The organism is Streptomyces canus 299MFChir4.1, assembly GCF_000383615.1.
GTDB lineage: Bacteria > Actinomycetota > Actinomycetes > Streptomycetales > Streptomycetaceae > Streptomyces > Streptomyces canus_C.
Window position 1 is genome coordinate 393,535 of the sequence record NZ_KB911588.1, and the last position, 25,315, is coordinate 418,849.

Annotated in this window: 28 protein-coding genes and 1 tRNA gene; 17 read left to right on the forward strand and 12 right to left on the reverse strand. The window is 70.8% G+C overall.

What is annotated here, in order from left to right; translation table 11 throughout:
* Window positions 1-89: 89 nt before the first annotated feature.
* The 3 genes from H293_RS0119700 to fxsA all read right to left on the reverse strand — a co-directional run bounded on the left by H293_RS0119700 (window position 90) and on the right by fxsA (window position 4,093).
* A complete protein-coding gene (locus tag H293_RS0119700; protein ID WP_033415485.1) occupies window positions 90-1,343 on the reverse strand; it encodes a TIR-like protein FxsC in 1,254 nt (417 codons plus the stop codon).
* Between the two features lie 109 nt (window positions 1,344-1,452).
* Complete coding sequence (locus tag H293_RS0119705) at window positions 1,453-3,861, reverse strand: FxsB family cyclophane-forming radical SAM/SPASM peptide maturase (protein ID WP_020119571.1); 2,409 nt, start codon at window positions 3,859-3,861, stop codon at window positions 1,453-1,455.
* Between the two features lie 37 nt (window positions 3,862-3,898).
* Window positions 3,899-4,093 (reverse strand): FxSxx-COOH cyclophane-containing RiPP peptide, encoded by a 195-nt coding sequence (gene fxsA / locus H293_RS0119710; protein WP_020119572.1) that lies wholly within the window; start codon window positions 4,091-4,093, stop codon window positions 3,899-3,901.
* 486 nt (window positions 4,094-4,579) lie between these two features.
* Here fxsA and H293_RS0119715 point away from each other — a divergent pair, with 486 nt between their 5' ends.
* Entirely contained in the window at window positions 4,580-5,422 is an 843-nt protein-coding gene (locus H293_RS0119715) for an intradiol ring-cleavage dioxygenase (protein ID WP_020119573.1), read from the forward strand.
* A gap of 9 nt (window positions 5,423-5,431) precedes the next feature.
* Window positions 5,432-6,265: a triphosphoribosyl-dephospho-CoA synthase gene (locus H293_RS0119720; RefSeq protein WP_020119574.1), complete on the forward strand. Its 834-nt coding sequence runs from the start codon at window positions 5,432-5,434 to the stop codon at window positions 6,263-6,265.
* Between the two features lie 6 nt (window positions 6,266-6,271).
* On the opposite strand, the gene H293_RS0119725 is transcribed toward H293_RS0119720, so the two are convergent.
* The 4 genes from H293_RS0119725 to H293_RS0119740 form a co-directional block, all read right to left on the reverse strand.
* Window positions 6,272-7,519, reverse strand: a complete 1,248-nt coding sequence (locus tag H293_RS0119725) for an MFS transporter (protein ID WP_020119575.1) — start codon at window positions 7,517-7,519, stop codon at window positions 6,272-6,274.
* Window positions 7,520-7,571: 52 nt separating this feature from the next.
* On the reverse strand, window positions 7,572-8,912 hold the full coding sequence (gene pdxR, locus H293_RS0119730; protein WP_020119576.1) for a MocR-like pyridoxine biosynthesis transcription factor PdxR: 1,341 nt from the start codon (window positions 8,910-8,912) through the stop codon (window positions 7,572-7,574).
* Window positions 8,913-8,974: 62 nt separating this feature from the next.
* Window positions 8,975-10,441, reverse strand: a complete 1,467-nt coding sequence (locus H293_RS0119735) for an aminopeptidase P family protein (protein WP_020119577.1) — start codon at window positions 10,439-10,441, stop codon at window positions 8,975-8,977.
* Between the two features lie 93 nt (window positions 10,442-10,534).
* The gene (locus tag H293_RS0119740; protein ID WP_199790175.1) at window positions 10,535-12,046 is read right to left on the reverse strand and encodes a PP2C family protein-serine/threonine phosphatase; all 1,512 of its coding nucleotides are present in this window, start codon (window positions 12,044-12,046) and stop codon (window positions 10,535-10,537) included.
* 455 nt (window positions 12,047-12,501) lie between these two features.
* On the opposite strand from H293_RS0119740, the gene H293_RS0119745 reads away from it, so the two are divergent.
* On the forward strand, window positions 12,502-13,167 hold the full coding sequence (locus H293_RS0119745) for a bifunctional DNA primase/polymerase (RefSeq protein WP_028808015.1): 666 nt from the start codon (window positions 12,502-12,504) through the stop codon (window positions 13,165-13,167).
* A 56-nt stretch (window positions 13,168-13,223) separates the two neighbouring features.
* The gene (locus H293_RS0119750; protein ID WP_020119580.1) at window positions 13,224-13,844 is read left to right on the forward strand and encodes a hypothetical protein; all 621 of its coding nucleotides are present in this window, start codon (window positions 13,224-13,226) and stop codon (window positions 13,842-13,844) included.
* A gap of 244 nt (window positions 13,845-14,088) precedes the next feature.
* On the opposite strand, the gene H293_RS0119755 is transcribed toward H293_RS0119750, so the two are convergent.
* The 3 genes from H293_RS0119755 to H293_RS0119765 all read right to left on the reverse strand — a co-directional run bounded on the left by H293_RS0119755 (window position 14,089) and on the right by H293_RS0119765 (window position 16,700).
* Entirely contained in the window at window positions 14,089-15,054 is a 966-nt protein-coding gene (locus H293_RS0119755) for a DUF5926 family protein (RefSeq protein WP_020119581.1), read from the reverse strand.
* Between the two features lie 124 nt (window positions 15,055-15,178).
* Complete coding sequence (locus tag H293_RS49760) at window positions 15,179-15,814, reverse strand: ATP-binding protein (protein WP_033415486.1); 636 nt, start codon at window positions 15,812-15,814, stop codon at window positions 15,179-15,181.
* A 58-nt stretch (window positions 15,815-15,872) separates the two neighbouring features.
* Window positions 15,873-16,700: a glycerophosphodiester phosphodiesterase gene (locus H293_RS0119765; protein WP_020119583.1), complete on the reverse strand. Its 828-nt coding sequence runs from the start codon at window positions 16,698-16,700 to the stop codon at window positions 15,873-15,875.
* Between the two features lie 259 nt (window positions 16,701-16,959).
* Here H293_RS0119765 and H293_RS0119770 point away from each other — a divergent pair, with 259 nt between their 5' ends.
* On the forward strand, window positions 16,960-18,450 hold the full coding sequence (locus H293_RS0119770) for a S1C family serine protease (protein ID WP_020119584.1): 1,491 nt from the start codon (window positions 16,960-16,962) through the stop codon (window positions 18,448-18,450).
* A gap of 62 nt (window positions 18,451-18,512) precedes the next feature.
* Window positions 18,513-18,599 (forward strand) — tRNA-Ser (locus tag H293_RS0119775).
* 1,143 nt (window positions 18,600-19,742) lie between these two features.
* Here H293_RS0119775 and H293_RS0119780 read toward each other — a convergent pair.
* Window positions 19,743-20,501 (reverse strand): GntR family transcriptional regulator, encoded by a 759-nt coding sequence (locus H293_RS0119780; RefSeq protein WP_020119585.1) that lies wholly within the window; start codon window positions 20,499-20,501, stop codon window positions 19,743-19,745.
* Window positions 20,502-20,689: 188 nt separating this feature from the next.
* On the opposite strand from H293_RS0119780, the gene H293_RS0119785 reads away from it, so the two are divergent.
* The 11 genes from H293_RS0119785 (at window position 20,690) to H293_RS0119835 (ending at window position 24,866) form a co-directional block, all read left to right on the forward strand.
* Window positions 20,690-21,025: an SCO3933 family regulatory protein gene (locus H293_RS0119785; RefSeq protein WP_028808016.1), complete on the forward strand. Its 336-nt coding sequence runs from the start codon at window positions 20,690-20,692 to the stop codon at window positions 21,023-21,025.
* Between the two features lie 2 nt (window positions 21,026-21,027).
* On the forward strand, window positions 21,028-22,347 hold the full coding sequence (locus H293_RS0119790) for an FtsK/SpoIIIE domain-containing protein (RefSeq protein ID WP_020119587.1): 1,320 nt from the start codon (window positions 21,028-21,030) through the stop codon (window positions 22,345-22,347).
* Complete coding sequence (locus tag H293_RS0119795; RefSeq protein WP_020119588.1) at window positions 22,344-22,526, forward strand: hypothetical protein; 183 nt, start codon at window positions 22,344-22,346, stop codon at window positions 22,524-22,526. Before H293_RS0119790 ends, H293_RS0119795 begins: the two co-directional genes overlap by 4 nt.
* Before the next feature lie 76 nt (window positions 22,527-22,602).
* Window positions 22,603-23,259 carry a DUF2637 domain-containing protein gene (locus H293_RS0119800; protein ID WP_020119589.1) on the forward strand — a complete coding sequence of 219 codons (657 nt, stop codon included), beginning with the start codon at window positions 22,603-22,605 and terminating at the stop codon, window positions 23,257-23,259.
* 21 nt (window positions 23,260-23,280) lie between these two features.
* Window positions 23,281-23,460 (forward strand): hypothetical protein, encoded by a 180-nt coding sequence (locus tag H293_RS0119805; protein WP_033415513.1) that lies wholly within the window; start codon window positions 23,281-23,283, stop codon window positions 23,458-23,460.
* Window positions 23,461-23,464: 4 nt separating this feature from the next.
* Window positions 23,465-23,653 carry a mobile element transfer protein gene (locus H293_RS0119810; protein ID WP_020119591.1) on the forward strand — a complete coding sequence of 63 codons (189 nt, stop codon included), beginning with the start codon at window positions 23,465-23,467 and terminating at the stop codon, window positions 23,651-23,653.
* A 15-nt stretch (window positions 23,654-23,668) separates the two neighbouring features.
* On the forward strand, window positions 23,669-23,824 hold the full coding sequence (locus tag H293_RS59215) for a hypothetical protein (RefSeq protein WP_020119592.1): 156 nt from the start codon (window positions 23,669-23,671) through the stop codon (window positions 23,822-23,824).
* Window positions 23,825-23,848: 24 nt separating this feature from the next.
* On the forward strand, window positions 23,849-24,157 hold the full coding sequence (locus H293_RS0119820; protein WP_020119593.1) for a hypothetical protein: 309 nt from the start codon (window positions 23,849-23,851) through the stop codon (window positions 24,155-24,157).
* Between the two features lies 1 nt (window position 24,158).
* On the forward strand, window positions 24,159-24,377 hold the full coding sequence (locus H293_RS0119825; RefSeq protein WP_020119594.1) for a hypothetical protein: 219 nt from the start codon (window positions 24,159-24,161) through the stop codon (window positions 24,375-24,377).
* Window positions 24,378-24,471: 94 nt separating this feature from the next.
* Window positions 24,472-24,651, forward strand: a complete 180-nt coding sequence (locus H293_RS0119830; protein ID WP_020119595.1) for a hypothetical protein — start codon at window positions 24,472-24,474, stop codon at window positions 24,649-24,651.
* Window positions 24,652-24,656: 5 nt separating this feature from the next.
* Complete coding sequence (locus H293_RS0119835; protein ID WP_020119596.1) at window positions 24,657-24,866, forward strand: hypothetical protein; 210 nt, start codon at window positions 24,657-24,659, stop codon at window positions 24,864-24,866.
* Window positions 24,867-25,051: 185 nt separating this feature from the next.
* Here the strand turns inward: H293_RS0119835 and H293_RS0119840 are convergent.
* A partial coding sequence (locus H293_RS0119840) for an ATP-binding protein (RefSeq protein ID WP_020119597.1) occupies window positions 25,052-25,315 on the reverse strand: 264 nt, incomplete at its 5' end.

Here is a 25,315-nt window from a genome sequence, read left to right on the forward strand (position 1 = left end):
CGCCCTCCGCTGTGTCGGCCTTGCTCTTCCCTCGTGCCGTACGTGCCGGGTCCCGCGGGCGGGTCCGCGCGGGTGCCCCGGCCTCGCGCTCAGACGTGGTGTCCCAGCCTGGGCAGCCGCGGGGGTTCGATGGGTGGCCCCTTCGGCGGATAGGTCCTCGCATGGGACTCGTAGTAGTTGACCGCCTGCCGTACGGCCTTCTGGAGTTCGAGCTGGAAGGCTTCGAGGGTGCGTATGGCACCGCCGGACGAGCGGTGGCCCGAACCGACCAACTGGCGTGCGGCCAGCACCCGGTCGGTGAGCTCCTGCAACTGCCGGTCCCGCTCCGGGGAGATCGCGTCGTCCCTGTGCTGGGGGATCAACACGCTGATCCAGGGCCGCTGCTGCTCGGCCAGTTGCGCCATGAGTTCCTTCACGCGCGGGGAGTTGAGGGCCCACCGGTCGAGCAGCAGCAGGGCGGGCGCGGTGGGCGGGCCCATGGTGAGGAGGCGGTCGGCCTCGTTCTCGAAGTCGCTGACGGTGACCCGGTAGTTCATGGCCCTGACAAGGTCGGCGGCGTGTTCCGCGAGCGAGCGCGTCGACACCGGGTGGTAGGGGTTCCACTCGAGCGGGGTGTCCCCGTAGTAGTCGGGCACCCGGCCCGGCGGCAGGTCCGACCGGGAGCGGGCGATCACCGTGACGTCGAACTCGGGCGGGTGAGCGCCGTCGCCGAAGGCGCTGGGCAGCGACTCGTACTGCCGGTAGACCTGCCCCTCCTCCAGGTTTATGGCCCTGCTGGCGCGCACGATCCGCTGTGCCAGCCGGTAGACGGCGAGTTCGTACTGGTCTTTGAGATAGCTGAGCTTGGTCAGCCCGTAGAAACCCTCCGCGGCGTAGTCGTCCCCGAAGTCCCCGTGCTGGAACTGCAGGTCCTTGGCCACCTGGGGAAGCTGGGCGAGTTCGACGGGAACCCATAACGCCGGGACGATGGCGCTCTCGCGCGATTCCCCGCGAAGAGTGCGGCGGTAGATCTCCCGCTGCGAGAACGCCCACCACTCACGGCCGCACTGTTCGCTGATGAAGTACCGGGGCGAGTACAGCGGCACGAACACCTGGCAGCGGGCGAGGTTCTCCGACAACTCGTCCGTCCACCGCGTTCCCAGCGCGATCCCCTGGTCCAGAAAGCCGGCCCTGGCGCCCACCGGTAACGACGTCATCTCCAGGATGTGCGCGCACAGGCCGTCGTACAGCTTCTTCACCCATGCGTTGGGCCCGGCGATCTCGGAGTCGTTGCGCGGTGTATGCGCGTAACTGAGGAAAAAGTACGGCCGCCCATTCCTGGGGTCCTCTGAGTCCCCTCGCACGAATACCCCCGATACGCCGCCGACGGAGCTTCAGTGTAGGAACCAGCGCCTCATCAGCGGAACGGTACGGCGAAGTCGACTGCGGGCCGCCGATATGCCGGGGTCTCAGTCAACTCCCCGGCACCGTGCGTCCCTTGTGGTCCCCCGCTGTTCTGCGGGCGCTGATCAGCGCGTCGGGGCGCACCGGATCCGTCAGCCGTGCCGACACGGTCTCCCCCATGGCCGACACGAATCGTTCGCCCAGTTCTGTCAGAGCTCCGGAGCCGGCGAGTGTGTCCACCGCCTCCGCGGTCTGCTCGCGCCACCGGGCGAACCGGACTTCGGCCTCGCGCGCCTCGGTGCCGTCCGCGGTCCGTCGCAGGGCGCGCCAGTAGTCGACGACGGCGATGTGCGCGTACGTCCCCTGCAACAGCCCTTCCAGCGGGCGGGGATCCGGACGCCAGGGGGCGTAGAAGAGCTGCTCGCAGGTGGGGTCGTAGAGGTCCATGAGATCGAGTACGGCGCCGAGCTTGACGTGCTGGAATTCGTGGACCAGCAGACACGCCAGGGTCTGAGGTGTGTCCGGCCGGGCGATGCCGACCGCGCCGAAGGCGTCCCGGGCCGCCGAGCTGATGTCCGCGCCCGTGGCGGACTCCCGCAACGGGGTCACGGTGTTCAGGCCTGCGGCGAGTCCGGGTGCGTACGCGGGCAGTTCACGCCGGATCCACTCCCACGCGGCGGCGAGATGGTCGCGCCAGTCCTCGGCCGCCGAGGGGGACAACCGCGTCCGCACGGGGTAGCCGTGGGCGTCCCGCCAGGGGTCCGTGTCCTCCAGAGCGACGGCCCAGCCCGGCAGTTCGAACCGGTGCCGGGCCCACCAGGCGGGATCCGCACCGGACTTGCGGCCCACGGTGTGCGCCCGCTCTCCGACCCGGACCGTGAAGCCCTCGTCCGCGCCCCCGGTGACCTGCGCCCGAGTCGCGTCCCCCACGACGAACGCGCCCAGCGTCGGCAGCCGCAGCACCCCGGAACCGGTCGGCACGGTCACGGTGCCTTCGCGCCCGGCCCGCACCAGTGCCGCCGCGGCGAGTTCCGCGACCCCGCGCATCGCGATCCGGCCGGCTTCCCCGTCACCGCGCAGCGCGCGCTGTGCCCAGGGGCGCAGGTAGGGGTGGGCCAGTACGGCGTCCACCGACTCGGGAGCCTCCGCGTCGAGGACCGAGAGGGTCTCCCAGGCCGCCGAACCGGTCGCGCTGTGCGCGCTCTCGTGCCAGACGGCGGCGAGGAGTTCGCGGTTGACGGTGAGTTCGTGCCGGACCAGCAGTTCCACGGCTTCGGCGCCACCGAAGCCGGTGGCGAGCTCGTCGAGGTGCGCTTCGTCCAGGGGGAGTTGCGGCATCGGCGTCTTCTGGGCTTCCCTGTCGCGGATCCCGGTGATGAGCTGTTTCAGGTCGGCGCAGTACACGGACGGGTTCATGAACCCGCCGGCACCGCTCCCGGAGCGGTAGCGGTGCGCGTACAGCCCGCCACCGCACGAGCGGACGACCGGACAGTCACGGCAGGTCTCGCACAGTCCGTCCAGTCCCAGCTGCCGGGCCACGATGCCGGGGTGTACGGCCATCTCGTCCAGGGAGTTGGCGTGCACGTCCATGCCGGTGCCGGGTGCTCCGTCGTACGCGGTCTTCAGCGAGTCCGCCTGTTCGAGCGCGCCGTCGGTCTCGATGACCGCCAGTTCCACCGGGGCCAGTCCGAGGGACTCGGTGAGGCTGCTCGCTCCGCGCAGGGTGCGCAGGACGGAGTCGAGAACCCGTACTCCCATGGGTCGGCCCGCGGCGGTCCAGCGGTCGTGGACCCGCAGGAGCCAGTCGCCGTACGAGGTGGCCGAGGCGCTGTCCTCCGGGCGCGCCGGGGGCTCGTCCCAGGTGGCGTGGGGGAGCAGGAAGTCGATGCGGGGCGGGGTGAGTCCGGCCAGGGCGTCGTAGACGGTGACCGGGTCGTTGCGCAGATCGACCGTGCAGAGGAGTCCGGCGAAGAGGTGCCGGTAGCGAGGGCTGTTGAGCAGGTCGATCGCGCGCAGGACCTGGGCGTGACTGCTGCGGCCGTTGCGATAGCGGCGGTGCAGGTCGTTGGCGGCGCGGTCGCCGTCGAGCGAGACGCCGACCTTGATGTCGAACTCCGCGAACAGGTCGCAGAACTTTTCGTCGAGGGTGACGCCGTTGGTGTGGATGCGCAGGTCGAGTGCGCAGATGCCGGACAGGGCGGTATGCAGGCTCTGCGCCGCCAGCCGGAGCCTTTCCCGGCCGGCGAGGAGGGGCTCCCCGCCGTGCAGGACGACGTGAACGGTGTCCAGGCGGTGGGTTCGGGCGTGGTCGGCGATGCGCCGGGCGGCGATGTCCAGCACCGCACCGGAGATCACCGTGGGGCGGCCTCGCCAGCTCTGGTCTGCGTGTTCGAACACATAGCAGTGATCGCATGCGAGATCACAGCGGCTGTGCATCTTCAGCACGAACTGGCTCAGTGGGTGCGGCGACGGGTCCATCAGCGCACTGCGCGTTCCCTGCCCGAGGGGGCGGAGGTCAGACGGCCGACTGGAACGCGGCGACCGAGACCCGCGCGGGTCCGCGGTCGGGGGTGCCGTGCGACACGACACGGGTGAGGGCACCGGACCTGAGGCCGTCCGTACGAGCGGCGAGCCGCACCAAGGGGACCCGCTCCCCGGAGGTCGACTGCTTTCCCGGCTCGCCGGAGATGGTGGTGGTGGGCGTGTTCATGGACGAACCTCGATCTTCCGTGTGCCCGCTGGTCTGCGAATGGACAAGGAACGGTCCACGCAAGGCGGATATTACGGACATTCGGAGCGTCCCGCGCGCGAACACGCTCATGGGGGTGAACGACCCCGGAGCAGGGGTCGCAGGGCAGATATGAAACCACAACACAGCCCAACTGCGTTCCCCTCAATGTGAGTTGCGCATGTCAGTGCCCGCCTTCGGTCCTCCGCCTTCGAGGGGGGCTGAGCGGTGACGATGAACCCAGAGTTGTTCCGGTAGGAAGACAAGGGGAACGCAGTCGGTTCCGCCCTCAAGATCTCTTTGTGAAGATTTTACTCTATTCGAGGATTTGGGGGGACGGCGGAGCCCCGCGCGGAATTCACCCGTCCGAGGCACGACTTCGCGCCCGCTTCAGACTTGCCGGATTCAACAGCTCCCGCACAGCGTCCCCTCAAGGTCCTGACGGCCATGGTTCCTAAGTTCCGGCCCATGACGGGAAACCACAGGAACTCCGGCCTCACCCGGCGCCGCGCCCTCGCGGTGACCGGCGGGACGGTCGCGGCGGGCGGGCTCGCCGTCACCGGGTACCAGTCGGCGTTCGACGGTGCCCTGGTCAGGAAGGACATCACCGAGGGCAAGAGCGGGGTCCCGCTGACGCTGCGGCTGACCGTCGTGGACGCCACCGACGGCTGCACCCCGGTCAAGGGCGCGGCCGTGGAGATCTGGCACTGCGACGCCTGGGGCTACTACTCCGGCTACACCACCGCCGACCCCGGCGGCTCGGCGCCCCCGGAGAGCGAGGACGGCTCGACCGCGAACGACGCCACCTACCTGCGCGGCTACCAGATCGCGAACGCCAACGGGGTGGTGAGGTTCGAGACGATCTTCCCGGGCTGGTACACCCCGCGCACCTGCCACATCCACGTGAAGGTGCACACCGGCGGCGAGAAGGAGGACGGCACCTACGAGGGCGGCAAGGTCAGCTACACCGGCCAGCTGTTCTTCGACGACACGGTCGCCGAGGTGATCTTCGCCCTGCAGCCGTACTCCCGGCACTCCGGCAGCTACACCACCCTCGGCAACGACATGGTCTACGACGGCGGCGGCGCCTCCGGCGGCCTGCTCACCCTCAAGGCCGTGCACAAGGCCGACCCGTCCAAGGGCTACAAGGGATCCGTCACCTTCGCCATCGACCCGGACGCCGAGAACACGGGCGCGGGCAGCGGCGGTGGCGGCGGGGGAGGCACGCCCCCGAGCGGCGCCCCGACGGGCACGCCCCCGAGCGGCGCTCCGTCCGAAAACGCCAGTCCGTCGGCCTCCGCGTCCTCGTAAGGTACGGCCGTGAGCAGCCGGGAGGACGAGGCGCTGGCCCTGGCCGCCGTGGACGCGCTGACCGGTCAGCTGGCCCTGGCTCCCAAGCCGGGCCTGCCCGATCCACGCGACCTAGGGGCCCGCGCCACGCGCAAGGACCACTGTTCCCTGCGCTGGTCGGCCAGGGCGCTCGCGCCCGGCCTCGCGGCGATGGCCGCAGCCGCCCGCCGCACCGGCGAGCCCAGCCCCGGACTGCGGGCGGAGCTGGGCGCGATCGGCCGGTGCACCGAGCACTCGGTGGCCCTCGCGGGCGGCGGCCACCGCGGTGCCCTGTGGACCCTCGGTCTGCTGGTTGCCGCGGCCGCCCTCGACCCGGGGGCGCGGTCCGCGGACGTGGCCACGGCCGCCAAGAAGATCGCCGCGCACAGCGACAGGCGGGCCCCGCGCCGGCCCTCCCGGGGCTCCGCGGTGTCCGCGAAGTACGGCGCGGCGGGCGCCCGGGGCGAGGCCCGGGCCGGATTCCCGCACGTACGGCGGGCGTTGGACGCGCTGGCCAGGTCCCGCACGGCGGGCGCCGGCGAGTCCGAGGCCCGCCTGGACGCCCTGCTGACCGTGATGTCCACCCTCCAGGACACCGAACTCCTCTACACGGCGGGCCCTTTGGGGCTGCGCCACGTCCAGGCGGGCGCCCGGGGGGTCCTGGAGGCGGGCGGTACGACGACGGAAGCGGGCCGAGAGGCCCTGCTCGCCCTCGACGCCGGCCTCCACACGCGTGCGTGGAGCCCTCGCGGCAGCGCGGGGCTGCTCGCGGGGGCGCTGTTCGTGGACGCGCTTCCGGTGACGGCCGGGCCAAGGGCGGCCTGACACCGGCTAGTTCACGAGCACTGGTGCCTCGGCGTCCCTCCCGGGGGCGCTTCTCTCCGACACCCGGCCGGCGGCCCGCCTGGTCGCCGGCCCCATCGCGTACGACGCCACCAGCGTCGCCCCGCCGAGCAGCAGCCACCCCGGCGTGCCCCACTCCACGAGCAGCGTCGTCAGCACCAGCGGCCCCAGTGTCCGGGCCACCGTCACCCCGGTCCCGAAGAACCCCTGGTACTCGCCGACCCGCTCGGCCGGAGCCAGGTCGAAGGAGAGCTGCCAGGACCCGGCCGACTGCCCCATCTCGGCCACCACCTGCAACACCGCCCCGGCGACCAGCGCGCCCACGGCCCCCCACGGCGAGGCCCCCGCCGCCAGCGCGAACACCGCGCAGGCCGCCAGCATGACCCACCCCGACCGCCGCACCGCGCGCGTGGCCGACGCGAGCCCGGTCACCCCGCGGGCCATCCGCACCTGGAACACCATCACGGCCCCGGTGTTGAGCACGAACAGCGCGGAGACCAGCCAGGTGGGAGCCGCGGTCCGCTCGGCGATCCACAGCGGGATCCCCAGGCTCAGCAAGGGCATCCGCAGCAGCAGCACGGTGTTCAGCAGGGTGATCACGGCGTACGGCCGGTCGCGCAGCACCCCGGAGGCGGAACGCTTCTCCACGGCCACGCGAGGCGCCACGGACGGCAGCCGCAGCAGCAGCCCCGCACACACCAGGAAGCTCACCGCGTCCACCGCGAACACCCCGAGATACGCCGCCCGCGTCCCGGCGTGCAGCGCCAGCCCACCGAGTCCCGCGCCGACCGCAAGGCCGGCGTTGAGCGTCGCCTGGAGGTGAGCCAGCAGCCCGGTCCGCTCCCCGGCGGACACCAACCCCGCGAGCAGCGCCTGCCGGGCCGCCGCGAGCCCCGACTGCGCCGAGGCGTAGGCACAGGCCGCCAGCACGAACGGCACGAAGTCCCGCACCACCAGGAAGGACGCCACCGCCAGCCCCGTCGCCAGCGCCAGCAGCACCGCCGTACCGCGCGCCCCGCGCCGGTCCGCGAGCCGGCCGAGCGGCACTCCCACCACCGAGCCGACCGCCCATCCGACGGTCAGACCGAGCCCCACGCGCGCGGGGTCGAGCCCGACGACGTGCGTGAAGTAGAGCGCCGACGTCACGTAATAGGCGCCGTCCCCGACGGAGTTGCTCAACTGGGCGAGCGCCAGGACGCGTTGCGGCCCCGCGGGCGGGACGGGTGAGTTCGTCATGGAACCGACGGTAGAAGCGCGGTGGACCGCTTGGCAGACCCAATAGAGGCCTCTAGGAATGGCCCAATTCCAGGACCCGGACCAGGGCCTCCAGCGCCTCGGGATACGCCCCCTCCCGAGGAGTCCCGTATCCCACGACGAGCCCCTCGCGAGTCCCCGCCGCATGCCAGTGCTCCCGCAGGGACCCCACCGCGAGCCCCTCGGCCGCGGCCCGCGCCAGCACCGCCGTCTCGTCCCCGACCTCGACCAGGGCGTGCAGCCCGGCCGCGATCCCCTGGACCCGCCGGCGCGCCCCCAGCCGCTCCACGAGCCGGTCCCTGCGCCGCCGGTACCTGAGCCGGCACGCGCGCACGTGACGGTCGTAGGCGTGCGTGCGGATCAGCTCGGCGAGTGCCAGCTGCCCGATGGTCTCGGTGCTGTGGTCGCTGTGCAGCTTGGCGTCGGCGACGGGTGCGACGAGGTGCGGCGGCAGCACCATCCACCCGAGCCGGAGCGCGGGCCCGAGCGTCTTGGACGCCGTCCCCAGGTAGGCGACCCGGCCCGGCGCCATCCCCTGGAGCGCCCCGACGGGCTGCCGGTCGTACCGGAACTCCCCGTCGTAGTCGTCCTCGACGACCAGCGCCCCACGCGCGCGTGCCCAGTCGGTCAGCGCCCGCCGCCGCGAGGGGTGCAGGGTCACGCCGGTCGGGTACTGGTGGGCGGGAGTGACGACGACGGCCGCGGGGTCCCCGAGAGCGTCGACCTCCACGCCCCGCTCGTCGACCGGCGCCGGCACCACCCGTCCGCCACCGCGCCGTACGACCTCCCGGTGGAAGGGCAGCCCGGGGTCCTCCATGGCGATGTCCCCGCCCTCCAGAACTCGCGTGAGCAGCGCGAGCCCCTGCACGGCCCCGGAGGTGACGACGATCTGCTCCGGAGAGGCGACGACTCCCCGGACCCGCCCGAGATACTCCGCGAGCGCGACCCGCAGTTCGATCCGGCCCAGGGGATCGCCGTAGTCGTACGCGGACACGGGAGCGGTCGCGACGGCCCGCCGCACGGCCTTGAGCCAGGCCGCGGCGGGGAAGGCGCCGACGTCCGGGCTGCCGGGCCGCAGATCGAAAAGCGGTGCACGCGCGCGTGCACCGCTCTGCGAGGGTCCGGCGTCGGCGGCGGGCAGAGGAGCGACGACCGTCCCCGATCCCTGCCGGGCGGTCAGATACCCCTCGGCGATCAACTGGTCGTAGGCCGCCTTCACGGTCCCCCGCGAAACCCCCAGCTCCTCGGCGAGCCGCCGGGTGGCGGGAAGCCGGGCGCCGGGCGCGAGCCGCCCCCCGCGAACGGCGTCGCGCAGGGCCCTCTCGAGCCCGGCACGACGACCGTCGACGAGGTCGGCTTCCAGATGCAGGTCCACCGATCCCACCTAGGGGTGCGGGGAACTGCGCGACCAGCCACGAACAACCCGCACCCGAAAGATCACCCCTTCAGGGAAGCCATCCACGCCTCGACCTCGTCCGACCGCCGAGGCAACCCGGACGACAGATTCCGGTTCCCGTCGGCCGTCACCAGGATGTCGTCCTCGATCCGCACCCCGATACCCCGGTACTCCTCGGGCACGGTCAGATCATCGGCCTGGAAGTACAGCCCGGGCTCGACGGTCAGCACCATCCCCGCCTCGAGGACCCCGTCCACATACGACTCGACCCGCGCGGCGGCGCAGTCGTGGACGTCCATGCCCAGCATGTGCCCGGTCCCGTGCAGCGTCCAGCGCCGCTGGAGCCCCAGCTCCAGCACCCGCTCCACCGGCCCCTCGACCAGACCCCACTCCACGATCCGCTCGGCCAGCACCCGCTGGGCCGCGTCATGGAAGTCCCGGTACTTGGCACCCGGCTGCACGGCCGCGATCCCGGCCTCCTGGGCGTCGTACACGGCGTCGTAGATCTTCTTCTGGATCTCGCTGAAGCGGCCGTTGACCGGCAGCGTCCGCGTCACGTCGGCGGTGTAGTACGTGTGCGTCTCGACGCCCGCGTCGAGGAGCAGCAGGTCACCGGAGCGCACCGGCCCGTCGTTGCGCACCCAGTGCAGCGTGCACGCGTGCGGCCCCGCCGCGGCGATCGTGCCGTAGCCGACGTCGTTGCCCTCGACGCGCGCGCGGAGGAAGAAGGTGCCCTCGATGTAGCGCTCGGAGGTGGCCTCGGCCTTGTCGAGGACCTTCACCACGTCCTCGAAGCCCCGCACGGTGGAGTCGACGGCCTTCTGGAGCTCCCCGACCTCGAACTCGTCCTTGACCAGCCGAGCCTCGGACAGGAAGACCCGCAGCTCCTCGTCCCGCTCGGCGGTGACCTTGTCGGTGAGCGCGGCCTCGACACCGGCGTCGTAGCCCCGTACGACCCGCACCGGGCCGGTGGCCTCGCGCAGCTTGTCGGCGATCTCCCGCACGTCGGAGACGGGGATGCCGTACAGCGTCTCGGACTCGGTCAGCGAGTGCCGCCGCCCGACCCACAGCTCACCCTGGCCCGACAGCCAGAACTCACCGTTCTCGCGGTCGGAACGCGGCAGCAGGTACAGCGTGGCGGTGTGGCCGCCGGAGACGGGCTCCAGGACGAGCACGCCGTCCTCGGTCTGGTTGCCCGTGAGGTAGGCGTACTCGACGGAGGCCCGGAAGGGGTACTCGGTGTCGTTGGAGCGGGTCTTCAGATTGCCCGCCGGGATCACCAGCCGCTCACCGGGGAAGCGCGCGGAGAGCGCCGCGCGGCGGGCCGCGGTCTCGGCGGCCTGCGCGATCGGCTCCAGGTCGTGCAGCTCGGTGTCGGCCCAGCCGGACTTCATGCTCTCGGCCAGCTCGTCGGAGACGCCCGGGTACAGGCCGTTCTTCCGCTTCTTGATCGGCTCTTCGGACTCATCTTCCGGGGTCGCCGGGGTGAGCTCTTCGGCCACGGTCATCCTCCTACGAAACGGCACTGGACCCCCTCCATCGTACGGTCGTACGGAAGGGGGCCCAGGGGCCTTGGGACTGTTACACCCTGCTACACCGTGCTACTCGAAGTGTGCGGCGAGCAACACGACGTCCTCATCGGAGTCCGCCTCGTCCAGACCCTCGGGCAGCACGGTCCGCAGCACGTGGTCGGCGACCGCGCCGGGGTCACCGCGCAGCGCCTTCGGCACCCCGGCCGCCGCCGCGTGCAGACGGGCGAAGGCGCGGTCGGTGGGGTCGCCGGTGCGGTGCAGCAGCCCGTCGGTGTACAGCAGAACCGTCTCTCCGGACTCTGCGCTCAGCTCCACGCTCGGCGCCTCCCAGCAGGCGAGCATGCCGAGCGGCGCGGACACGGACGTCTCCACGTACTCGGTGCGCCGCTCGCCGATCAGCAGCGGCGGGCAGTGCCCGGCACCGGCCAGCGTGATCTTGCGCAGCGCGGGCTCGCAGTAGGCGAACAGCGCGGTGGCGGAGCGGGCCGGCTCGGTCAGCCGGAGCAGCAGCTCCAGGTCGGACAGGACCGCGACCGGGTCCTCGCCCTCCATCACGGCGTACGCCCTGAGGGAGGCTCTGAGGCGCCCCATCGCGGCGATCGCGCTCGGGCCGCTGCCGGTCACCGAACCGACCGCGAGTCCCAGCGCCGCGTCCGGCAGCGGCAGCGCGTCGTACCAGTCGCCGCCGCCGCGCGGACCGGTGCGGTGCCGGGCGGCGAGCCTGACGCCGGCGACCCGGGGGAGCCGGGACGGCAGCAGCTCCTCGGCCATCGTCGCCATGCACGCACGCGTGCGCTCGACCTCGACGAGCCGGGCCAGGTGCTCGGTGGCACAGCGGACGTACAGGCCGACGAGGTGGCGCTGGCGCTCGGACGGTTCGGTGGGCTCGTCGTAGAGCCACACCGCGGCACCGAGGCGGCCGGCGTCGTCGGTGGACAGGGGCAGCGCGTAGCAGGCCGCGTAGCCGAGGCGGGCGGCCACCTCGCGGTGGCGCGGGTCGAGGCCGTCCTCGGCGAGCAGGTCGGGCTGGGCGATCTCGCCGTCGCCGCCCGGCAGCCCGTCGAGGATGCGGCCGTACGACATCGCGCTGCGCGGCACGGTCTCGATGTGCCCGAGGTCGGCGCGGGCGAGTCCGAGGCCGATGGTGGTGTCGGGGCCGAGGCCGTCGCCCGGTTCGAGGACGACCAGTCCGCGCCGGGCCCCCACCAGGGCGGCTCCGGCCTGCAGGAATTCCTGGAGGGCTTCGGACAGGGTGTGCGTGCGGGCGAGGCGTTCGGTGAGTTCGTGCAGGGTCGTCAGGTCGGAGACCCAGCCGGCGAGCCGGTCCTGCAGGAGGGCGCCGGGTGCGTTCGGCGCGGGGACCGAAGAGGCGCCCGGGGCGGCAGGCGCGGGCGCGACAGTGTGTGCGGGTGCGGGAACCGTTGAATCGATTCCGGCCACTTTCGGAGGGTGAGGGGCGTTCATGGCGTCCGGCCTTCCGACCGGTGCGTATTGCTCAAAAGCATCGCAAACCCCCATGTCATTCTGCGCCGCTAGCAGTGTCTCCACATGTACACGCACTCGTGAGGGGATGTCCAGCATTGTCCTGCCGGGATTCCTGGTGTCCGTGGGTAACTGGTGGAGAGTGAGTTGCCGGGTAAAGTTGGCTAAAAACTGCCTCGGGTTACGGTGTATTGAGGTCGACTGGCCTTGCTCCACAGAGCGTCACAGCGGTCGTGATGGGTACGTACTCGGTAAGGACCAGGGGTGGTGGACCGTCACCCGGAACCTGGTGACCGACCCGGGCGTCTTAGCCACCGACGACCGAGCCCCATCCTCCCGTGGTGGAGGCGGAGAGAAATACGCGCGACGGCAAAACGCCATACTTCGCCACCCCCCGCCACGCCCATGCTTTTGATAGACGACGCAGTATGGGGTTCCCCTTGTCTCGGACAGGGGTGTGATGCGCCAACAGGTACGCACAGTGAAGTGATCGACACATGGTGTGATGTGGTCCTCGGTGTTGCCAGCGGTGCAACGGAAAGGAACGAGCGCTCATGCGCGAGATCCTCGGAAGGCGACGCAGGCTCCTGTCCCAGCGCAGCGACGGAAGGCCTGAATTGTTCAGCGCGGCCCTGACCTTCGCGAAGGAATGGCAGTGGCCCGTACTCCCGGGTGTGGCACCGGACCCGGAGGGCCGGGCCCGTTGCGGATGCCCCGACCCGGAGTGCACGGTCCCCGGCGCCCACCCCTTCGACCCGGGTCTGCTCGCGGCCACCACGGACGAGCGCATGATCCGCTGGTGGTGGACCAACCGACCGGCCGCGCCGATCATCCTGGCCACCGGCGGCAGTGCCCCCTGCGCGGTCAGCCTGCCGGCCCTCCCGGCCGCCCGTGCCCTGGCCGCGCTCGACCGCGAGGGCATGCGTCTCGGACCGGTGATCGCCGCGCCGACCCGCTGGGCGATCCTCGTCAAGCCGTACTCCATGGAACAGCTGGGCGAACTGCTGTACGCCCAGGACCACGTCCCCGGTTCGCTGCGCTTCCACGGCGAGGGCGGCTACCTCGCCCTGCCCCCGTCCGAGACCGGCCACGGCGACATCACCTGGGAGCGGGCCCCGCTGCCCGGCTCCGCCTCCCCGTGGGTCCCCGACGTCGAGGCCGTGGTGGACGCCGTGGTCGAGGCCCTCACTCGTACGGGTGTGAGCGCACCCGAGTTGTAAGGGTGTCGGGCGCGGGCGGAACCGGGTGCCCGCGCCGGGTCGTTATCGTCCGCTTCATGAACCTTCGTCTGCTCGCCCTGTCGGGCATCGTGGTGTGCGCGATCGCGCTGCCCCTGGCCGTGGCCTCCGCGGGACAGGTGGGCGACGGAGGCCGTACGGTCGTACGCGATCTCGTGCGTCCCGCGGAGCCCCCCGCCGTACGGCTTCCCGGGGGCCCTTCCGCTGCACGGCCTTCCGAGGGTCCTTCCGCTGCCGGGCCTTCCGCGGCCGACGACTACAAGGCGCCCCTCGCCGACTCCGGCCGCTCCCCGCTGCGGCTCGGCCTGGGCCTCGCCACCGCAGCGCGCTGCGGCCCCGAACTGACCTCCCCCGACGGCATCGAGGCGCAGACCTGTGTGCTCACGCAGGGCGAGGAGACCTGGGCGCGGACCTACTACCGCAATGCGACCGGCGCCGTGCTGGACGCCGCGCTCAGCTTCATGGGACCCGGCGGACACACGGTGCAGCTGCACTGCGCGGTCGGCGCCGGGGACGAGCCGGACAGCTGCGAGACTCCCCGCGAACGCGTCCAGGGAGCACCGGCCGGCTACACGGCGGTCGCGGAGTTCGCCCGGCGGGGCAGTGGACCACTGCTGCTGCGGACCGGGAGCAACTCCGGGGAAACCACGGGCAGTTGACGCACGGAGACGTTCCGTAAAGCGGACCGGGCACAGAAAGACCCGGTTGCTGGCGACGGGGGATGCACCAGCAACCGGGCTATTGGAACGGTAACAAGAGATCGCCCGTTCGCAAATTCGACCGCGCCGCTCCCTGGCTTATTCGGACACCGATTCTCCTTCTCCTGAGGGGAGTTGTGGACAGAGCCGGCCGTTCCGTGAAGGTTCGGTGCGACTGACCGGCCGGTCAGCCGCACCGGTTTCGTCAACTCAGCGTGACCTGGCGGTTGGTGAGGCCGCCACGGGCGCGGCGCTCGTCGGCGGTCAGCGGTGCGTCCGTGGCCAGAGCACCCGCGAGACGCTCGGCGAACTCGGCGGCCGGCTTCTCGACGTCCTCCGCGGTGACCCCGCTCGGCAGGTCCCACACCGGGACGGTGAGGCCGTGGGCACGGAAGGAACCGACGAGCCGGGTGCCCTCGCCGAGGCTCGACTTCCCGGCCGCGTGCAGTCGCGCGAGCGCGTCCAGAAGTTGCTCCTCGGGGTGCGGCATCACCCAGCGCAGGTGGTTCTTGTCCGGAGTCTCGCACCAGTAGGCGGCGTCGACACCGGTCAGCCGGACGGTCGGGATGGCCGCCGCGTTGGCCCGCTCCAGGGAGGCGGTCACCTCGGGCGTGGCGTTCTCCGCGTCCGGGACCCAGAACTCGAAGCCCTCGTGCACAACTGGCTCGAACGCGCCTTCGGGATCGAGCAGATCCTGCAGTCGCGGACCGTCGGCGGGAGCGCGCCGGCCCTCGACCGGGGTGCCCGGAGCCGCGGTGAGCGCGCGCTGGAGGGTGTCGGCGAGGTCGCGGCTGATGTCGCCCGACGCCGTGTCGTTCTGCAGACCGATCAGTACCGAGCCGTCGTCGCGGCGCAGGGCGGGCCAGGCCATCGGCAGGACCGTGGCCAGCGTGACCGACGGGACGCCTTCGGGGAGGCCGCTCCTGAGGGTCAGCCCGACCGTGGCGGCGGGGACCAGCTCGCGCAGGGCCACCCAGTCGCCCTCGCCGGCGAGGCCCTCGAACGGGCGGTGCACCAGCTCGGTCGCGGCCTGTGCGGCGGCCCGGCCGTGGCAGGCCTTGTAGCGGCGGCCGCTTCCGCACGGGCAGGGTTCGCGGGCGCCGACGACCGGGACCTCGCCATCCGTGATCTGCGGGCGCTTGGCCTTCGTCTGGGGTCGCTTCTTGGCCATCGTGGCTGTCTCCCGGTTACGGCTCGTCTCGTACGGGCGCGAGCCTAGCCGCTTGCGACTTGGCCGACGGGAGCCTGTGGACAACCACCGGGGTGTCCTGCTCGGACGCCCGGTCCCGGTCGCCTCAGCCGAGATCGTCGAACGCGTCCGAGAAGTCCAGGTCGGGTATCGCCACCGACGGGGCCACGACCCGCGTGGCGAAGTCGCTCCTCCGGCAGCCGGCGTCCGGATCGTGAACGTCCGCGTGGACGATCACCCAGACCGTGACCTCGCCCCGGGCGTCGTCCCTGACGCCCCAGTCGTCGGCCAGCGCGGTGATGATGTTGAGCCCGCGGCCGCCGTGCGCGGTGACCGAGGGGGTGGCCGGAGCCGGGCGGGTGGGTCCGCCGCCGTCCGTCACCTCGACCGTGAGCCTGCCTCCCGCGTCCACCCGCCAGGCGGCGCGGACGTCGCCGTCCCCGGCCAGGGCGTCGCCCAGCGGCCGGCCGTGCTTGCACGCGTTGCTCAAGAGTTCGGAAAGAATCAGTACGGCGTCGTCGATGACCGATTCCGCCACGCCACCCCTGCGCAGTTGCACGCGCATACGGTGTCTCGCTTTCCCCACGCCCGCAGGGCCATGGGGTACGGCCATGCTCGACGACGTGGGCACCTCCTGTGCCACCACCAACGCCACCCCCGAGACCTCCTTAGCCCCACGCCACGGAGTGGATGCCCCTTTGGCCTGTACCGGAAACCGGCCAATCACGTTCCGCCGACGCATTCGTCACGATCGAACACGCACCGAACGCGCCGGGGCACACCCTGTGACGGAGGTGACGTCAGCGGCCCAGTCGGTCGAGCACCGCGCGCGGGCGGTTGGTGATGATGGCGTCGACGCCCAGCTCCACGCAGAGGTCCACGTCCTCGGGCTCGTTCACGGTCCACACGTGCACCTGGTGACCCGCCCGCTTCAGGCGCTCGATGTAGCCGGGGTGGTTGCGCACGATCCGCATCGAGGGACCGGCGATCCGCACCCCCGCGGGCAGCCGGCCGTCCCGCAGCCGGGGCGAGACGAACTGCAGCAGATAGACGGTCGGCAGGGTCGGCGAGGCGGCACGCACGCGATGCAGTGACCGGGCCGAGAAGCTCATGACCCGGATCGGCGACTCGGCGGCGGAGGCGGGGGCGTCCAGGCCGAACCGCTTCAGCAGCTCCAGCAGCCGCTCCTCGACCTGTCCCGCCCAGCGCGTCGGATGCTTGGTCTCGATGGCCATCTCCACCCGGCGCCCCGCGTCGGCGACGAGTTCGAGCAGCCGCTCCAGGGTCAGGACGGAGGTGTCCTCCCGGTCCTCGGGCCGAAACACCCAGTCCGGCTCCTCGTCGCGGGTGCGCCAGAACTCCCGTGTCCTGCGCGAGCCGAAGTCCAGGGCGGCGAGATCGGCTAGCTCCAGGGCCGAGACCGCTCCGCGGCCATTGGACGTACGGTTGACCCGTCGGTCGTGGACGCACACGAGATGGCCGTCGGCCGTGAGGCGTACATCGCATTCGAGGGCGTCCGCACCGTCCTCGATCGCCTTGCGGTACGCGGCGAGCGTGTGCTCGGGAGCGTCTTCCGAGGCTCCGCGGTGGGCGACGACTTGAGTCAGCTGCTGCCGTGCGTGGGTCACCGCGTCATGGTGCCACCGCTCGGGGGTACGCGTGCGAACGGAGGCATATGTATTGCGCCTCATTTGTCTTGCATGGCCTATATAAAGAGCAGCCGCAGACCCACAGGCACCGCTTATGGTGCCCTGACGGCCCGTGGGAAAAGCTGACGGCATACAAAAGGACATGCACAGCTGACGCACGCCGGACACGAGAGCGGCACTGGCCGAGCGTGACCGAGTGCGACCGACAACCGACAGCCGTGGACCGAGGAGAGAAGCTGTGAGCACCGAGAACGAGGGCACCGCGGTACCCCCGGCCCCGTCCGCACCCCCCGTGCCGGTGGACGCTCCCGCGGCTTCGGCCCACCAGGCCTCCGACGCGGGCGCCTCCACCACTCCGGCCCCGCCGCACGCCTCCGGCGGCGCAGAGGGACCGGAACTCGTGCACGCGGGACCGGCTCCGGCTTACGCCTCGGCACAGGGGCAGCCGCACGGCGCCCCGGGCGGCCCCGAGGGCGCCTGGCCGCCGCCGCAGCCTCCGGGCACCCCGTCGTACGCCGACGGCGGTGCGGGTGCGGGCGGTGCCGGTGCGGGTGGCGCCGGTCCGACGGGTGTCTGGGGTGCGGGCTACCAGCAGCCCGCACCGAAGCCGAAGAACGGCCGCGGTGGTCTCGTCGCCGCGATCCTGGTGGCCGCGCTGGTCGCCGGTGGCCTCGGCGGCGGTCTCGGCTACACCCTGGCCAAGAACAACGACAACGGCTCCTCCACGACCCTGTCCGCCTCCGACAGCGGCGGCAGCGTCAAGCGTGACGCCGGCACCGTCGCGGGCGTGGCGCAGAGGGCCCTGCCCAGCACCGTCACCATCGAGGCCGAGTCCACCAACGGCGAAGGCGGCACCGGAACGGGCTTCGTCTTCGACACCCAGGGCCATATCGTCACCAACAACCACGTGGTCGCCGACGCGGTCGACGGCGGCAAGCTGACCGCCACCTTCCCGAACGGCAAGAAGTACGACGCCGAGGTGGTCGGCCACGCCCAGGGCTACGACGTGGCGGTCATCAAGCTCAAGAACGCGCCGAGCGACCTCAATCCGCTCACCCTGGGCAACTCCGACCAGGTGGCGGTGGGCGACTCCACGATCGCGATCGGCGCCCCCTTCGGCCTGTCGAACACCGTCACGACGGGCATCATCAGCGCGAAGAACCGCCCGGTGGCCTCCAGCGACGGCAGCGGCAGCAACGCCTCCTACATGAGCGCGCTGCAGACGGACGCGTCGATCAACCCGGGCAACTCGGGCGGTCCCCTCCTCGACGCGCAGGGCAATGTGATCGGCATCAACTCCGCGATCCAGTCCACCAGCGGCGGCGGCCTCGGCGGCACCAGCCAGTCCGGCTCGATCGGCCTCGGCTTCGCCATCCCGATCAACCAGGCCAAGTACGTCGCCCAGCAGCTGATCAAGACCGGCAAGCCGGTCTACGCCAAGATCGGCGCGTCCGTCTCCCTGGAGGACTCCACGGGGGGCGCGAAGATCACCACCGAGGGCGCCGGCGGTTCCGCCCCGGTCGAGTCGGGCGGCCCCGCGGCCAAGGCCGGCCTCAAGCCCGGCGACGTCATCACCAAGCTGGACGACCACGTCATCGACTCCGGCCCCACCCTGATCGGCGAGATCTGGACCCACAAGCCCGGCGACAAGGTCAAGATCACCTACGAACGCGACGGCAAGACCCACACAGTCGATCTCACCCTGGGCTCCCGCACCGGCGACAGCTGACCCCCACGCCCCCGCCCCGACCCGTTACGCTGTTCCCCGCGCCACGGTCACCGGCGGCGCGGGGTGGGTTGCCCGAGCGGCCTAAGGGAACGGTCTTGAAAACCGTCGTGGCAGCGATGTCACCGTGGGTTCAAATCCCACACCCACCGCTTGATTCGCAGTAGAGCGGCCTCTGACCAGGTTCGATTGGTTGGAGGCCGCTCTAGGTGCTATGGCCTGCGAATCTCCGTGAGTCCCCGTGGTTTACCGGCCTATCGGGCACGCGAGGGGCACGTCAGCTATGGGGTGGGAGTCGGTCGTGTCAGACACTACGGACTGGCTAGCTGCTGCAGGTGGCATCGTTGGTGCCATCGGTGGTCCAGCGGGTCTTTGGGCTGCTTGGCATCAGTACCGAACTGAGCGTCGACGCCGTGTTGCCCCTCCACCTGAGGTTGTTCAGTCGTTGCTGTTGCTGGTCAACGTGGCCGAAGAGGCGACAAAGCGGTACCGAGATGAGGCGTGGTGGGCTCAGTCTGGAGCGGTGGCGACAGCAACGAGTTTGCTCCGACTTCTGCCGATGCTCTCGGACGAGCGATTGGTGAGGGCCATCCAGACAGCCGAAATCTGGTGTGACTTGGCAAGCAGCGCCACTGCTGATGACAGCGACAGCCATACGCGAGCTGCTGAGACTGTGGTCAAGCAGAAGGAGCGCGCGGAAAACATGCATCGCTTTGCCACGGAAGCGCTACAAAGGGCTCGAAAGCTGGCTTAACGCCAGGCCGAGTCCTTTCCATGATCGCCAACTTTTCGGTGGTCAGTTCTCTTCGCCGACTGCCTCGCAGGTAGAAGCCTGCCTAAAACCCACCACTCACCCCTGCTTCCATCCCGTCCGCCGTCGACCCACACACCGTGGAGCGGGCGTGGTTCATGGCGTCCAGGTGGAGCGCGCCACTGTACGAACGACCTGGACGCCATGGGCCGCGTCTGCTCGGCTCTGCCTGGGTCGATGGTGGTCGGGATGGAAGCCTCCCCGCGCACGCCACTACGTGCCCGCGGTCGGGAACGGCGCCCTCTCCATCCCGGTGTCGGCCGATCCCCCGCCGGAGGCATCGTCTTGACCGTGGGCCGCTCTGTATGGTGATCGACTCATGGTCACCGGCCCTATCCACATGTGGGCGCGCGTCGGCGGCGGCAGCGCCAAGCGGGCCGAAGGCAGGAGCGCGGGCGCAGCCAGAGCCGGGAAGCGCGCCCGGCGGAGCGAAGCGCAGCCGGGGCTTGATGAGGTAGAGAAACCTGTAACAGCTCGCGCTGGCCTACGCGTCGAAGTCGTACTCCAGGATGTACGAAGCGGCATCGAGCGTCATCTCGTTGATCTCGACGGGGCGTCCCTCGTCCGCGAACGCGGTTCGGCAAATGAGGATGACCGGCGTACCTGCGGAGATGCTCAGCTGTTCCGCCTCATGCTTCGTGGGCATGCGGGAACGGATCTCCTCGCGGAAGTGCACTGGCTTGTACCCGAGTTCAGCAAGACGGGCATACGTCCCGCCGGGTCCCGTGTCTGCCTGAGTGATCGCTGACCCCGCCACCATCGACGTGGGGAGATAACTCGTCGCGAGAAGGACGGGCTTCTCATCAAGGACGAACCGCCGCCGCCTCACGCACACGGTGTCCTCGCCACCCAATTCCAGGACCTGCCCGATGTGTTCTGGTGCTGCCTCTTCGGACACCGTCACCTGATCCACTACCAGCGCGCGGTTCTCGATGTCGGCAGACCAGATGGACCGGCCACTGCCCCACTGCTCCTGCGCGAGTCGCTGAATGCCTCGACGCCTGAGGGGGCGGAAAGATCGCACGAAGACACCGGCGCCCTTGCGGGACTCGGCGATGCCCTCGTCCTTGAGCACGCTCAAGGCCTGACGAGCCGTCATGCGGGCCACGCCGTGGGTGGCCATGAGGTCGTTCTCTCCCGGAAGCCGATCACCGGGACCGTACTCGCCCGACCGGATCGCCTCGCGTAGAGAGTCCGCAATCCGCTGGTACTTCGGCCGACGGTCGTCGTCGGTGGTGGTCATTCGGGAGCCCTCCCTTCTTCTCTAGACAGCCTAGGCCATGTATGCGTCCCCCGCCCTGTCGTGTAGCCGCGATCCCGCTCTCTCAACATCTCTAGACAGATCCCTTGACGTCTCTAGAGACGTATGGCCTACTGAACATGTCTAGAGAGGTCGTGACCGGCGACCTCCAAGAACTGAGGGATGTGCTCATGCCGTCGTTCAAGATCGACACTTCGACCGCTGTGGTGTTCGTGGCGACCGCCCCGGAGCCGAAGATGGTCAACAAGAAGACCGGTGAGCGGGCCGTGGACCGTGACAATCCCGACGTGGGCCTGTCGACGGTGGGCCTGCTGGTCTCGGACGAGGGGGAGGGAAACCTCTACCAGGTCACCGTCCCGGAGACCGGTTACCCCGAGGGCCTGACTCCGGGTACGCCGGTGGTGGTGACGGGGCTGAAGGCGCGGGACTGGGAGAACGAGTTCAACGGCCAGAAGCGGCACGGGATCTCGTTCCGCGCGGTCGCGATCACCCCGCTGGGTGCCTGATCATGGCTGACTGGACGGTGTGGCTGGAGGCCACGGGAGCTGCGGCGGGTGCGGGCGGACTCGGCTACGCGAAGGTCCGCGCTCCTCGCGTGTACTGGTCGCTGGTCGGACTTCCCGCCACGTGGGGGCGGTTCTCCTTCTCCTACCGGGCGACGATGGACGTGTGCGGGCTGACGGTGCAGCCGTCCGGCCTGCGGGCGTTTATGGCCCGCAATGTGGCCCGGCGTGAGGTGCAGCCGGTAGCGCCGAAGATCCGCCGGATACGGCCCACCTCGACCGGTCTGCGGGTGACGCTGCGGCTTCCGGCCGGTCTGGAGCCCGCCGACGTGATCGCCTCGACGGAGCGTCTTCGGCATGCCTGGGGTGTGCACGCGGTGCGCGTGGTGGTGGTCAAGCCGGGGTTCGTCGAGCTGCGGATGACCGGGTATGACGTGCTGCGCCGGGTGCGGATGCCGCGCAAGGTCCAGCCTCACGACATGGCCGTACCCGTCGCGCTGCGCGATGACGGGACCGCCTTCGAGCGGGACTACCGCAAGGCGCCGATGGCGCTCACCCTGGGCGCGAACAACTCCGGCAAGTCCATGTACCAGCGCAACCTGATCAACGGGCTCGCAAAGCTGCCGGTCGCGCTGGTGGGCATGGACTGCAAGCGCGGGGTGGAACAGTCCGCTTTCGCCCCGCGGCTGTCGGCCCTGGCGACCAACCCGGACGATGCCGCCTCGCTGGCCGATGTGCTGGTGGCGGAGATGGAAGACCGCTTCGACCTGCTCAACCTGCACGGCGCCTCGGACGTCTGGGAACTCCCCGAGGACGTGCGGCCTGCGCCGATCGTGGTGCTGGTCGACGAGATCGCCGAACTCTTCCTGATCTCCCGCAAGGAAGACGAGGACCGCCGCACCCGGATCGTCACGGCGTTGATCCGCCTCGCACAGATGGCCCGCGCGGTCGGCATCTACCTGGAAATCTGCGGGCAACGCTTCGGCTCCGACCTGGGCAAGGGCGCCACCATGCTCCGGGCCCAGCTCACCGGCCGTGTCGTGCACCGCGTCAACGACAAGGAAACCGCCGAGATGGGGCTCAAGGACGTCGCCCCGACCGCCGTGCCGACCGCGTGCATGATCCCCGCCAACCGGCCCGGCACGGCTGTGGCCACCGACGCTTCCGGCGGCTGGTGCAAGATCCGCACCCCCGAGATCTCCCGCGACGACGTCGCCGCTGCCTGCCGGGACTTCGCCCACCTGGTGCCCGACCTGCCGTTCCTCGCCCCGTTCCGGCCCCACGTTCCCGCCCCGGCCGCCGCTGCTCCGTCACTGGTCAAGTGATCGCCGTGGCCGCGTCCAAGGCTCGCGCGTCCGTGACCGCCGAACCGGCGAAGTGCCCGACCTGCAAGGGCTCCGGCGAGGTCTCCCGCACCGTCCACGTCGGACGAAAGCGCCGCCCGGTCGGCCAGCAAACCGGCATCTGCCTGACCTGCCTGGGCTCCGGCGAAGCCACCGACTGAAGCCCTCCGGGGCCGGGCGGCCGGACACGATCCCCGCCCGCTCCCGGCCCGACCCCCTTGAAGGAGGTGAAGACCCATGTCCCGCTCGCTCCGCCCGGACGCCGTGCTGATCCAGGCTGTCATCGCCGGTGCGCTGTCCTTCGCCCACCTGCACGACCTGGCCGACGCTGCCGGGCAATCCGGCTGGAAGGCCTGGGCGTATCCGATCAGCGTTGATCTGCTGCTGGTCGCCGCCTGGCGCCGACTGCGCACCGCCCGCCGGGACCGCTCCGCCTGGACCTGGTTCGTGATCGCCCTGTTCGCCTCGCTCGGCGCGAACATCGCCACCGCCGGACTCCTGGACCTGGAGAGCGTGCCTGCCTGGCTGTGCATCCTCGTCGCTGGCTGGCCCGCGCTCGCGTTCCTGGGCGGCACCCTGCTCGTTCACTCGCCCACTGAACCGGCCGCTCCGGCACAGCCTGTGGACAGTGAATCGGCCGTGCCGGAAGTCGACGTGCACCGCGCCGACGAACCCGTGTCGGCCCCGGTTCCGGAACTGGCACCCGCCACGGCCAAGACACCCCCGGCTGATGTGCCCGTGATTCCGGTCGCGCTGCTGGATCACGCCCGGAAGATCGCCGATGCGCACCGCGCTTCCACCGGATCGCCGATGCCCGCCGACGCCCTGTCGGCCCGACTCCAACTGCCCGCCCCGATGGCGGACGCGATCGCCGCACAACTCCAACTCGCCTGAGAGGAAAAGAAGTTGACCACCATGCAGCCCTTCAACCACCCCTACGACTTCGTGAACGCGGCCCGCGAGATGGCCGACGCCGGACGCCCGGCCCTGGCCCGCCTGCTCGCCGAGGAAGCCGCCGACCGCACCCCGGACCCGAACACGGCACAGCAGATCCTCGCCGAGTTCCCCGGCCGCAGCCTGCGACAGGGGGGCTGACGCCGTGCCCGCTTACCGCCGCTTCCGCGACCAGCGCCGCATCGGCCCTGTCCAGGTCGCCACCTACTACGACGGCCGCGGCCGCGACAAGCACACCGCCGCCTGCACCGCGCCGGGCTGCGGCTTCTCCGCCGACTACACCGACCGCTCCGCCGCCGAACTCGCCGCCAGTACCCACCGCTGCAAGGCCTGAAAGGGAGACCCCGTCATGGACGTTCCGCTCTGGCTCGCCGTGATCGTCGTCGGATACCTCGGCATCAAGCTCACCCGCCCGCCGATCTGGCTCGTGGTCTTGCTCCTGCTCGGCGGCTACCTCATCGCCGGAAGCTTCCTCGGCCCCACCGTCGACGGCCTCGTCAAGTAACCCCGGCCCGAAAGGACATCAGCCGTGTTCACCCCGAAGTACCCGCCCCAGGACACCGCCCCGCCGGCCACCACGATCCCGGTTCCGGCCTCCGATCTCCCCGCCCCGGCGGCCCCCGCCGCTCCGGCCCCGGTCGCCCCGGTGTCGAACCGGCCGGTCGTCCAGCTCACCCCCGGCAGCGCGCTCGCCCTCGCCGCGGGTGGTGGCGCCGTGGTCCTCGTCGTCGGCGCGGTCCTGGTCTCCCTGCTCCTCGCGGTCGCCATCACCGGCATGTCGGTGGCCGTGTGCGCGCTCGTCATCCGCTCGATCCTCAACTCCGAAAGGAACCGCTGACATGGGCTTCTTCAGCAACCCCGAGAAGGCAGACCGCGACCTGACCCAGGACATGCTCGCCGACATCTCGGTCGACCTCAGGGGAAACGGCCCGGTCGACGACTTCACGGCCGTGGTCGCCGGATCGCTACTGGCCACCGCGAACGCTCAAGGCCTCGTCGACGACTGCGGGGACGAGGACGCCTACCCGCCGCGCGGGCACGGCTACTCCCGCCGCTAAACGGCCCCCGGGGCGGCCTCGGTCGCCAAACTTCCGCCGCCCCGGGCGCCTGGACCACTTCCAGATCCAAAGGACCCGAAAGGGAAGTCTCATCATGCCCCAGCACGCCCCGAACACGCCCGTCTGCCGCGACTGCGACGGCTTCCCCACCGTCGCCATCACCACCGGCACCCGCAACCCGGACGGCACCCGCACCACCCTCACGGTCACCTGCCCGACCTGCAAGGGCACCGGTCGCCGCACCGCCGCCACCCTCATCCGGGCCGGGAGGTGACGGGCATGTTCCGCAAGCTCCCCGCCAGCCTGATCCCGACCGAGGAAAGCCCCGGCCTGCGCGTCAAGGGCGCCACCAAGTACACGCGATCGCAGGGCGACTACCTCTGCGGCGGCTGCGGCGCTGAGGACCACGCCAACGGCAACGACGACGTCAAGGCCCTGGTCGACGACTACACCGCCCACCACGGCCCCGCCCACCGAGGTAGCCGCTGATGACTGACACCGCCACCACGGCGGGCCTGGACCCGGCCACCCTCGCCGACGTGCTGAGGCTGGCCGGGTCCATCGGCTTCGACCGCATCCAAGACCAAATCCGCCGCACCGGCGGCTGCTCCGACCCCATCTGTCGGCGTACGGACTTCTCTCCCCGGTCGCGTACGGGTGAACGTCCCCAGTTGTCAGGCCACTTCGGTCTCTCGCTCGATGGCCTGGAGGCGGTTCTTGAGCCGGTAGCTCGGGCCGTTGATCGCGATCACTTCGCAATGGTGGAGGAGCCGGTCGAGGATCGCGGTGGCGAGGACCTCGTCGCCGAAGACTTGGCCCCATTCGCTGAAGGTCTTGTTCGAGGTCAGGATGATGGAGCCCTTCTCGTAACGCTTGGAGATGACCTGGAAGACCAGGTTCGCCTCGGCACGTTCGAGGGGCTGATAGCCCACTTCGTC